The 11,082-nt window shown below is 39.2% G+C and carries 11 protein-coding genes; 3 read left to right on the top strand and 8 right to left on the bottom strand.

Going from position 1 to position 11,082, the window contains the following annotated elements; all coding sequences use genetic code 11:
- Positions 1 to 380: 380 nt before the first annotated feature.
- Both grpE and VB732_RS34275 read left to right on the top strand, forming a co-directional pair.
- Positions 381 to 1,034, top strand: a complete 654-nt coding sequence (gene grpE, locus VB732_RS34280) for a nucleotide exchange factor GrpE (RefSeq protein ID WP_323235277.1) — start codon at positions 381 to 383, stop codon at positions 1,032 to 1,034.
- An 801-nt stretch (positions 1,035 to 1,835) separates the two neighbouring features.
- Complete coding sequence (locus VB732_RS34275) at positions 1,836 to 2,162, top strand: STAS domain-containing protein (protein ID WP_323235276.1); 327 nt, start codon at positions 1,836 to 1,838, stop codon at positions 2,160 to 2,162.
- Here VB732_RS34275 and VB732_RS34270 read toward each other — a convergent pair whose 3' ends face one another.
- From VB732_RS34270 to VB732_RS34245, 6 genes are all read right to left on the bottom strand, one after another.
- The gene (locus VB732_RS34270; RefSeq protein ID WP_323235275.1) at positions 2,163 to 3,299 is read right to left on the bottom strand and encodes a SpoIIE family protein phosphatase; all 1,137 of its coding nucleotides are present in this window, start codon (positions 3,297 to 3,299) and stop codon (positions 2,163 to 2,165) included.
- A gap of 510 nt (positions 3,300 to 3,809) precedes the next feature.
- Positions 3,810 to 4,577 carry a DUF1350 family protein gene (locus VB732_RS34265; protein ID WP_323235274.1) on the bottom strand — a complete coding sequence of 256 codons (768 nt, stop codon included), beginning with the start codon at positions 4,575 to 4,577 and terminating at the stop codon, positions 3,810 to 3,812.
- Between the two features lie 254 nt (positions 4,578 to 4,831).
- Positions 4,832 to 5,551: a hypothetical protein gene (locus VB732_RS34260; RefSeq protein WP_323235273.1), complete on the bottom strand. Its 720-nt coding sequence runs from the start codon at positions 5,549 to 5,551 to the stop codon at positions 4,832 to 4,834.
- Positions 5,552 to 5,968: 417 nt separating this feature from the next.
- Entirely contained in the window at positions 5,969 to 7,900 is a 1,932-nt protein-coding gene (locus VB732_RS34255; RefSeq protein WP_323235272.1) for a M48 family metallopeptidase, read from the bottom strand.
- A 6-nt stretch (positions 7,901 to 7,906) separates the two neighbouring features.
- Complete coding sequence (locus tag VB732_RS34250; protein WP_323235271.1) at positions 7,907 to 8,494, bottom strand: LemA family protein; 588 nt, start codon at positions 8,492 to 8,494, stop codon at positions 7,907 to 7,909.
- Between the two features lie 269 nt (positions 8,495 to 8,763).
- A complete protein-coding gene (locus VB732_RS34245; protein WP_323235270.1) occupies positions 8,764 to 9,015 on the bottom strand; it encodes a hypothetical protein in 252 nt (83 codons plus the stop codon).
- Positions 9,016 to 9,277: 262 nt separating this feature from the next.
- On the opposite strand from VB732_RS34245, the gene VB732_RS34240 reads away from it, so the two are divergent.
- A complete protein-coding gene (locus VB732_RS34240; protein ID WP_323235269.1) occupies positions 9,278 to 10,546 on the top strand; it encodes a bifunctional sterol desaturase/short chain dehydrogenase in 1,269 nt (422 codons plus the stop codon).
- A gap of 172 nt (positions 10,547 to 10,718) precedes the next feature.
- Here VB732_RS34240 and VB732_RS34235 read toward each other — a convergent pair whose 3' ends face one another.
- Entirely contained in the window at positions 10,719 to 10,847 is a 129-nt protein-coding gene (locus VB732_RS34235) for a hypothetical protein (RefSeq protein ID WP_323235268.1), read from the bottom strand.
- 41 nt (positions 10,848 to 10,888) lie between these two features.
- On the bottom strand, positions 10,889 to 11,082 hold a 194-nt coding region (locus VB732_RS34230), incomplete at its 5' end, for a type II toxin-antitoxin system VapC family toxin (protein ID WP_416235804.1).

The raw sequence follows: 11,082 nt of genomic DNA, 5'->3' as shown, positions 1-11,082 counted from the left end.
TACCACTTTGCATAATTGGGATTTGTAATTCGTAATTCTTATCGCATAAGGGTTTTAGGCATTCCTGATGGGTAGTTATTTCCGCCGTGCTGTACTAGCTTATTAGTTTTTAAAATTAATTAAATAATTTATATATATCTAAGGAAATTGCTCTTTATGTCTCCTTCAATTTCGACTAGTCTTAAAGGGCGAATGGGTAGGCAAACCCGGACAGAATGCTTGACTGCACCTTATTCCATCAATTTTTCCAGAAAAATCTACTTTTCATTAACACACTATACCTGCGTAGGCTTTGGCGTAGCCTCTTGTAGAGAAGGCATCGCTTATTTTTTAATAATAATACAACGAATTTAAAAACACGCCCTAGTCACCAGTACCAAATGCCCAATATTGATTTCACCCAAAAATTACAAGGTTTAATGCAACAGGTAGGCATTTCTAGCTTTAAAGCCCTCAGTCGTGCTGCTAATGTCTCAGAGTATCAACTATTGCGATTACGGCAAGGAAAGCTGGAGCAGATGCGGGTAGATGTACTGCTTAAGCTTTCCTTAGTACTACAGATGCCATTGAGTGAATTAGTTGTAACTTTTTCAAGTAGGGAGTTGTTACAGGATAAAACAGCCTCGATTCAGGAATTATTGCAAGAAATTGCAGATTTAAAAAAAGAATACCAGCGATCGCAACTTCAATTAGAACAGCAGCGAGAGATATTAGTACAAGAATTACAGCAGTCAACTTTACAATTGCTGGAGTCTTTGTTATTGCAATGGCCAACAGCAGCACAAAAAGTCCAGGAGAATCCACAGCTAGCAGCAGTGAAAATAGTTCCGTTGGTGCAGAAACCCTTAGAAAAGCTTTTACAGGCGTGGGGAATAGAAGCGATCGCACCTGTGGGAGCAGAATTACCTTATGATCCGCAACTACACCAATTGATGCAGGGAACTTCACAACCTGGAGAAACAGTCAAGGTACGCTACACTGGCTACCTTCAAGGTGAAAAGCTGCTTCATAGAGCCAAGGTGAGTCCTATTTGAAGGAGCTAGGAATCAAGAGTTATAAATTTATACTGTCTGTTAAGAAATTATAAATATTGGGAATACTAAAGTAGCAGCGATCGCCTGAGAGAACATTCTCAGAGAGCGTTGGTGTGTTGATATGGTAGTTAGATTTACACCTTGCTGCACTAGAGCGTTAGTTCAGAGGCAAATTCTTTCGAATATGTAAGTAATTGAACATAAATAAAAAAATATTTGAGAAATAATCTGAAAAGCAGTAACTTCTGTTTGTAGATCAGTATATCCATACATTAATGACTCTAAATTAATCAGATGTAGATAAATCGGCTTTAAAAAATCAAGCTATGTAACTAGACTGAAAGTATCTAATATCATGTCCGGTTAAATAATTGTCATTGCGAACGAAGTGAAGCAATCCCAAAAGCCTTGCGATTGCTTCCTTCCACTTCGTTGCACTCGCAATGACATATCACAAGTAATTTGCCGGACATGATATAACAGCTTAATAATCGGTTATTATAGCCTTTTTACAAATCTAAATATACATGCGTCTTTTCGTACTTACTGACTCACTTCTTCTTTTATAATCGTCATTTTATTATTAGGAAAACTAGATTTAATTAACTTAACAATATTTTTTATGATTATAAAAAAATAGATTAAAGTATTTGCAATTAGACTTTGTTTATCAAATTAATTATCAATACTTGCTCAATATTCAATCTCATATTTTATTTTACAAGCATTTTTAAATGTTCTATGATGGGTATATAATAGCGAAATCAGACCATCATTTACAAAAGTCAGCGTGAAATAATTATGAGAGAACAAGTAAAAGTTATTAAGCTCAATGGGAATTTAAACGCTACAACTTCACAAGAATTTCGGCAAAATATTACTGATATTTTAGAAGTTGGGGCAAAAATTGTGTTAGTTGATTTTAAGGATGTGACATTTATGGATAGTTCAGGTTTGGGAGCCTTAGTACTAGCTTTCAAAACCTTGCGGGCAGCAGATACTAAACTTGTTCTTTGCTCAATTAATGAGCAAGTCAGGATACTATTTGAGCTGACTAATATGGATAAAGTATTTGAAATATTCCCCAGTCAAGACGCATTTAATCAGGTTTTAGTATCTAATATGTAATTAATCAAACTTCATTTGTAAAATAGATAAATCATCATCAAAAGCATCTTTGGAGTTCAGAGCAATCAAATAACTCAATACGCGATCGAGTTGGCAATCAACAGGATGTTGTAAGCTAACTAGTAACTGAATAAAAGCATCCAAACTCCAAAGACTGCCATCTGATTTAGTGATTTCATAAGCGCCATCGCTAAAAATGTAAAGGTTACTAAATTTTTCAATCTTGCAAAATGCATCAACATATTTGGCTTCTGGAAACATGCCAACTGGCATACCAGGGGTTTTCAAGAGTTTAATTTCCGATTTTCGGGGAGATGCACCGGTGACTAAAACTGCTGGGGGATGACCTGCACTAGCATAAACTAACTGGCGGTTAATTCGGTTATAAACTCCGTACCAAATTGTAAAGTATTTGTCATTTTGATAATTCATCTGAAAAGTATCATTCAAAGCTTTCAATACATCACTAGGTTGATAGTAATTCAGACCTTTAAGCGCACGGGAACGCAGTAGATTCAGCACTGAAATAGAAGGAAGAGTAGCTTTGAGTCCATGTCCAGCAGTATCGAGCAAGTAAATTGCTAGACAATCGTCATCAAGCCAATAGTAATCGAAACAGTCACCGCCAAGTTGTAGCGAGGGAATGAATCGGAAATTTATATTAAAGGGTTCAGTCATAGGAAAAGGCAGGAGCGATCGCACATATTCTGCTGCTTCTGACATTTCTGATTCTAAAAGTAACTTTTGCGCCTGCAAATCTCTACTTACTTGATGCAGGCGTAATCCCGCTCTTACCCGTGCTTGTAATTCATTATGCTCGATAGGTTTGGAGATAAAATCATCAGCACCAGCATCTAGACCTTTGACGCAATCGGCAACGGAATCTAAGGATGTTAATAAAATAAAGAATGTGGTGGAAAATTTGGGATCTTCCTTAATCCGGTGACAGACTTCCAGACCAGTCAAACCTGGCATGATCCAATCACAAATAATTAGTGCTGGAGGGCAAGCTAGCGCTTTTTCTATTCCTTCTTCGCCGCTACTAGCAGTAACCACCTCATAACCTTGTTTTTCTAACATCCTTTTCAAAAGGAGCTTTATAGAATGATCATCATCAATTATTAATATTTGAAACATAGAAGTTTGTAGTAAACACTTATTAATAATTTGCTGTAAAAATAGAAAATAATAATATAGTGTGGGCTGATGAGTTAATAGTCAACGGAATTTCCAATATAGTGGTTTTCGTTTACGTGAGGTACACCTGTAAGGGCACGGCATTGCCCATTGGTGTCAACTTAAGCTAAAAGTAGCTTAACTGAAAGCTTGACTCGCCCGCCTCGTACTAAAGTTCTTTGGATTTTAGCTAAAGTCTACTAAAGTAGACTAAGGATTTTTCGGATTATTTAGTCATCTTTAAATGACTTTCGCTATTAGCGAGGAACTTTAATTCCTGGCGGGACACAGCTTTTACGCTAAGTTGACACCAATGAACACTGCCGTGCCCCTACACCTCGCAATATAATCTTGTACTGCATCTAAATGGGAACCGCTATAAATAAATTATCTAATCTTGTAAGGTGAGTAACATAAGTTACTCCAGCTATAGATAGGCGAGATACCCACCCTACAAGAAATAGTTGAGTATTATGGGGGTGCAAGAGGATTCACCCACAAGAGAATAGAACTTCTTAGCTGGTTCAAGTCGCGGTATGCTTCTTGCTTAAACCATTGCCCTAATGCATCAAAGGGGGTGAAAGACGTTCCAGTTTGCCATTTAATATCTTGACCTAGAGGTGTTGTGTGAGTTCCTGGTAACGTTTGTGCTGTCACCATATCAGCAAAACGTTCTTGTAAGATTTTGGTTAAAGCTGCTGATTGATCGATGGTGTCATTGCTAAATTTTATTAATAAATTGCGCGGGATATTGTAACGCTCTTGGACAAGCTTGTTTGTTTCCAAGGGTGAAGGGGTAAACTCGATGGCAAAAGTAGAATTGAACTGTTCTACTAGGGGGATAGCCTCTTTGGCGGCGTAGTTGTTGAAGGATATTAAAATATTGCCTGCACGTTCTACTTTAAAAAGGCTACCAATCAGCAAGTGAAGTTTACAGCCCATACTGTGGCCAAGTCCGTAGATGGGGAAGTAAAGCTTGCGTAATGCCCCGGAATCATGTAAGCGTTCGAGGGTGCGGTCAAAGTTTAACAGCACGGATTTGGCGATCGCAGTATGATCCAATGTATTGACGAAAGGCGTAGCAATTACAACATAGCCTTTACTTGCCAGTTGTTCGAGTAACCAGCGATAAGTGATGTGCGGCGCAGTGGCGACGAATGCACCTCCTAAAAAATGGATGATACCTATGGGATTTCGGGGAATAATTACCCAGTTGCCTCTGACTTCTTTCCAGTCCATACCGATAAGCGATCGCTTTAGGAATATTCTTTATGTTAGACCGGGGATCGCAACCGTGGGAAGGATTATGGAAAAAGCCATCGACAATTCGTAATTACGTTATGGTTGAGTCTAAATCCCCATCTATAGCGGGACGATCTGAAGAAGTATCTTAGCCTGACCTGTTTTCCAGTGACGAATTACCTTAGCGAGTCTTGTCTGCGACATCCTTTTTGCGTTCTCACGTCATTACGAATTACGAATTACGAATTATTTTAACGCTGAGTCTCTAATCTTTTCATTTCGTGTTGCACATCTAATGCAATTTGTAATGCTTCATTGAGTAACCTTCCATGCTCAGTAGCCTGTTCATTTACTTGCATGGCCGTTAAAGCTGCTAAATTGTTGACAAATAGTTCTGTATTACTAAGAATAAAGCTCTTATTTTCTCTCAAAATCCTTTCTGTTTTCAAAGCGCGAACTAAATCAGCTTTGGTAAGCTTGAGCGCTTCTAAAACACTTTCTCTTTCCTTTATAAGCACTTCTGGATTACCAGCTTCTTCTATTTGATCGTTAATATCTATTGCCCTGATAACAGTATTATATCTTTCAACATCGCTTAACAAAATTTGCAAAGATTTTGTCATGTTAAGCTTGACAGTTTTAATTTTATTTCTCCATACTAAATATAAGATGCTTTGTGTCAAACCACCAACCCAAAGACCTAAAATAATTAATACTATCCAGGATGGAACTGTCATCCATGATATAAATATTTTGAGAAATATATCAAATAAAAGATAGCCAAAAACGAATGTAGCAAACCCAATAAAAATTACGGTTGCTCCTTCCGAGCTTTTAATTTTTTGGATGTATAGTTTTGCTAATATTTGGAGAGTATTTGTAATGATTAAAAGTCGAGCATTGACAGGTAAATTAGTCAGCTTTTGCAGTTCATCTTGACTAATTTCCAAGCCCTGTAAATCATCTCGCACAGCTTTTTAATCCTTGCCAGAATAGTTATTTAATCTAATATAGCAATCAAATTTCTGGAATGTTGGCATTTTGTCCAAACTTGTTTAAGCAAGTTAATATTTCCAGGCAATGCCAAGATTTTTTGTACAATATTATACTCTTTTGCTTAGATAGCTATTTGTACTATGGGAATCCGCTTTGATTTCTGCTCATGCAGCGTGGCATAGTCATACTAATTTAGCTTAAAAGGCAAAATGTAAGGGGAAATAAGAGTAAGGAAAATGAAAATAAATCAATTGCCTATAAATGTAATTAAGATGCAACAGGTTATTGTCCTGGTAAACAGCTATTTGTAACTATAAGAAATCATAATAGAAAAAGTCCGCAAAAACGGACTTTTTTGTTTAGCTATAAATAATTGTGTCTCACTCGTTACATTAACTTCGCTTTGGAGAAGATTGTTTTTGTTTTGAAATACTAGGCTGAGGGTTTAAAAACGGGGGAATTGGACAATCTAGCGTCATGGCGATCGCTCTGAGCAAATCTGCTTCTGACTGTGTAACTTTGTTGTCTAATAGTACCGTGTGAGCGCAAGCATCTACAATCGCTTGCTTGAGTTTGGGACTGGCAAGACGAAGGCGCTCAATAGTTTTCTTTAGTTCAGTAAAATTACAGGTTAGTGGTATTTCTGGCTTTTCTTGCTCTCCGGCTTTAGGAAGTCGAAAAACTCCAGAACGAAAAGCATAGGCAATGTCCTCAGTGTAGGCATCGGGCTGAAGGTGTCCAACACGGGCAATTACAGACAGTACTAATAGACAATCTGGCCAAATCTGTTCTATAGAGGTGAATTCTACCGTTGTAGTAGAAGTGGGATTTATACTAGGTTGGAGACGATGCCATAGTATTAACTGCAACACGAAATGCCACAGTGATAAACTTCCGGTGGCTACAACTAAACCGTGAAGGCATTTGCACAACCTTTGGCATTCTTTGGCAGAATTTTGGCGTAATACGGGTACTGCCAAATCTACAAGGGGTAAACGAATTTTGGGATCTAACTGGCTAATTTCGCTACTCAATTCCAAGGTTTTGTCTACCAACTCGGCAGGCTGTACTTCTCGTAACCAAGCAATTTGACGTTCTTGGATCTCGATATTTTCAGTATCTAATGCTAGGGCAAAAGCGATCGCCATTGCACTTTGTTGTTCTCGCACGCCTAAACGTAGAGATTCTGGTAACTGCGATAACAGCCCTTGAGCATGGGCAAAATGCTCTGGTGTTACGCTTCCAACTTGGTTGACTACTTGTTCTGGCGTGGCCCTGGAACCACCAGCAAAGCCCATCGTTAGAGATTCCTGGGAAGGGGAACGCATTTGATTGCGAGATGGCATTGCTGGCAAATTGCTGACGTTCAAACCCCCAACCCGACGGATACGTTCTGCTAGGGGTGGGTGGGTAGAAAACAAATCTTCCCAAAAAGAGGGGTTGAGGGCATTGCCAAAAAACATGTGGCTAGCGGCTTCTGCACCCGGCGAAATCAACCGTGAATCCATCTGTTGGAGTTTCTGAAAGACTCCATTAAGTCCGTTCGGGTTGCGAGTGAACTGTACAGCCGAAGCATCAGCGAGAAATTCACGTTGACGAGAGACTGCGGCTTTAATCAAGCGTCCGCAAAGTAATCCGATACTGCCAATTGCCATCAGTGCTAAACCAAAAGCCCAGATAGGTAAACCCTTATCTTCCTTTCCTAAACGGAAGCTACCGCGAATGCGCCACAGCAATTCTCCAGTTAAGTAAATGAACAAAATCCCATGTAAAAGTCCCACCAAACGCAAATTTAGCCGCATATCTCCATTGAGAATATGACTGAATTCGTGGCCAATAACTCCTTGTAGCTCATCGCGGCTCAGGTGTTGCAAAGTTCCACGGGTAACTCCAATTACGGCATCATTGGGGGTAAATCCGGCAGCAAAGGCATTAATCCCGGTTTCTTTTTCCAGGAGATAAACTTCTGGGACAGAAATTCCAGAAGCGATCGCCATTTCCTCGACAATATTTAATAGTTGTCGCCCTTGTTCATCTGCCATATCTGGGAGTAAGAGGCTTCCCCCCAACCCCTGAGCAATTACGCTTCCGCCTTGACGAAGACAGGCAATTTTATATAAGCTTCCAACTGCGATCGCAATTATTGTAATCCCAGCCACGTAAAGAAATAACCCTGGATGCCACCAAACACGGGGAGCCATGCGGAACAGAAATAAAGCGGCAACGTAAATTGCCATAATCATAACTGCGATCGACAGGGAAAATAATCCAATTAATTGTTGCGTGTTTTGGCGTGCCCGATCTTGATGTTCAAAGAAATTCATAGATATTTAAAAAGACACGCGAGGAGCATTTCTCATTTCTGGAGTAGCTTCGGCGAGCAATTCTGCAACAGTAAAGTTAAAAGTATTTGCTACGAGATTGCTGGGGAAAGATTCGCTCTTGGTGTTGTAGAGTGTTACAGCGTCATTAAAAGCCTGACGTGCAAAAGCGATCCGGTTTTCAGTGGAAGATAATTCTTCCATAACCTGAGTCATGCTGCGATCGGCTTTCAATTCTGGATAAGATTCTGAAAGTACCATCAAGCGACTCAACGCACCCGTCAGCGCCCCTTCAGCATTGCCCAACTGTTGCATCGATTGGGGATCGCCGGGATTTTGCGCGGCACGACTGCTAGCGTTAATTGCAGAATTTCGGGCGGCGATAACTGCTTCTAAGGTTTCTCGTTCATGTTTCATATAACCTTTAGCAGTTTCCACCAAATTTGGAATTAAATCGTAACGGCGCTGTAATTGAACATCGATTTGAGAATAAGCATTTTTGTACCGATTGCGATACTTGACTAAATCGTTGTAGCCATTAATGATAATTGCAGTAACAATGGCAACTAAAGCAACAGAAAATATTAAAAGCCCCATATTTTTAGATTATTTCCATTAAGTACTTACTTTATATCCAGCAAAATTTGTGTGGATATAAAGATGAGTCTACTTGTAGGAAGTTGGCTTCGTCGTCTGTAAAATTAGTTACGCAATTGCACTGAGCTAGATAAGTTATAAGATTTTTTAAATAACCACAGAGAACACACAGAGAAATAAAATTATAAATTTTTATGAACTCTATAATTTCTCTTTTCTCTGTGTACTCTGCGTCTCTGCGGTTGATAAAAAGTTTTAGTCAGAGTAAGTTACCCATGAATATGAAGAAATAGGGAATAACCACTGGCAGCAAAAATAAAAAGGATAGCTGTAGGAAAAATTACTACATCCCTGACAATAAATAAAATCCAATCTTTTCTTAATTCCTGTTTAAACTTGAGTTCTCGTAGTTTTCGCTCAAGTTCTATGTCTTCTTCTGACTGCACATTTTCATCTGGCATCATTAGTGGATTATCGCCTTTGCTGGCAATTATTTTTGATAAATCTTTTATATCTGTCATGCTGTTTAAATACCAATAATTTTAGTTTTAAGATTGTGGCTATCACTATTCTGCCCTGTACGATTATTCATGTAGAATATGCCATTTTATGTAGAGCATCATTTCTACGTATCAATTCCGTTTCACGCCTTCCCAAAAGCACATCAGCAATTGAGCAAAGACTTTACCCACGTTGAACCTGGCTATATGATGCTCTAGACTCGACCTTAACGCACCTTTATTAGATCATGAAGAATGATTAAGAAAACGAGTATAGACAAACATGATAAAAATGCTAGCTGAAAACTTGATGGGAATTGAGGCAGGATTACAAATTAATTGGGTTTGGCTAAATACCAGCTTGCAGTTTGTTAGCTGGGGACTATTTTCACTTTTGCTTGCTGAGGTCTTGAGAGACACCTACCATGCTTTGTGTCACCAAGTCAATTGGCTTGCTAAATGGCATAACAAGCATCACATGGCCTATCGCCGCGATTTATCGATAGTTTCCCCGAAAATTTATCAAGAATCCCAACTCTATCACGACATTTTAGAGTCGAGTCTACTGCTGGTGGTGTTGGTAGTAATTGCCTTAGTTGTCCAGCAGATGGGGTTTTGGCTGGGTGTAGCTTATGGTTGCACCTTCTTATATGGCGCGTCTGTGCGATATTTCCAGGGAAAAATTGATACAGATTTCAACCATCTACCCGGCCCTTTAGAGACAATACCATCCATTTGGTGGGTGAATCGGACTTACCATTGGCGGCATCATTTTGATGATGTCAACGCTTATTACAGTGGTGTGTTTCCCCTAGTGGATAAAATTCTTGGTACAGGACTGTCTCTCAAGGGGAAAACCATCGCTTTAACCGGAGCATCAGGAGCGCTGGGGCAAGCGCTGGCGGCTGAACTTGTAAAGAATAATGCTAAAGTTGTGGCATTAACCACTAATCCAGAAAAATTAGTAGAGCAAGTTGGGGTGAAAGTGGTTCCCTGGCAGTTGGGTAATGAAGCCGAACTGAGAAATAGTTTAGAAAAAGTAGATATTTTAATTATCAACCACGGAATCAATGTCTACGCCAGCCGCACACCGGAGGCGATCAACACGTCTTATGAGGTGAACACCTTTTCAGCATTGCGGTTGATGGATATATTTGTGACAACTATAACAGGGCCACAAGCAAAAGCAACCAAGGAAATTTGGGTAAATACTTCTGAGGCTGAGGTTTCTCCAGCGTTGAGTCCACTTTATGAACTCAGCAAGCGATCGCTAGGTGATATTGTTACTCTCAAGCGTTTGAATGGGGATTGTGTAATTCGCAAGTTAATTCTTGGCCCGTTTAAGAGTCAACTGAATCCTTATGGAGTGATGTCTGCACAGCAAGTTGCTCGTGCCATCTTATTTTTCGCTCGGCGAGACTTCCGAAATATTATTGTGGCAATAAATCCTCTCACCTATCTGCTGTTTCCCTTAAAGGAAACTAGTACATCGCTATACTATCGAGTCTTCAGCCGAACAGCGAAAAGTGAACAGGACTTAAGCAAACAATAGCCAAAACCCTGATTTTCAGGTAGGGGCAATTCATGAATTGCTCCTAAGAATTTAGTTTTGCGTAGGCGTAGCTCCGAGTAAGTGCTGATTATTTAATGTTGAAAAAAGCATACTCTTATGCACTTTTAAAATGGAAAGGTTATTCTATTCCAGATTTTGAGCAATTATTACCCTAATATAAAACACTGACCGAGTAGGAACGAATTGCCGGGTCTACAGTTAGAATTGTTAAATTATGTTGTAAAGCTTGACAAATTAACATCCTATCAAAGGGATCACGATGTAATAATGGTAAATTCAAGAGTTGAGCAACACTTTCTTCATCTAGGTTGAGACTACTGATTAAATGCTGCTGACGCTGCTTGGGAAGGTGATTTCAGGTGATTCCGGTAATGGTAATTTACCTAGCTGATATTTAACAGTTGCTTCCCAAGCTGAAACGCAACTTAAATATACGTCGTTGTTTAAATCACGAATGCTATTTTGTAAATGAATTGGTAATTTTTGATCGCCACTAATAAACCATAAGAATATAT

This window comes from Nostoc sp. UHCC 0252 (assembly GCF_034931145.1).
Lineage (GTDB): Bacteria > Cyanobacteriota > Cyanobacteriia > Cyanobacteriales > Nostocaceae > Nostoc.
Note: the sequence above shows the minus strand (reverse complement) of the source record. Positions and strands in the feature narration are given on the sequence as shown.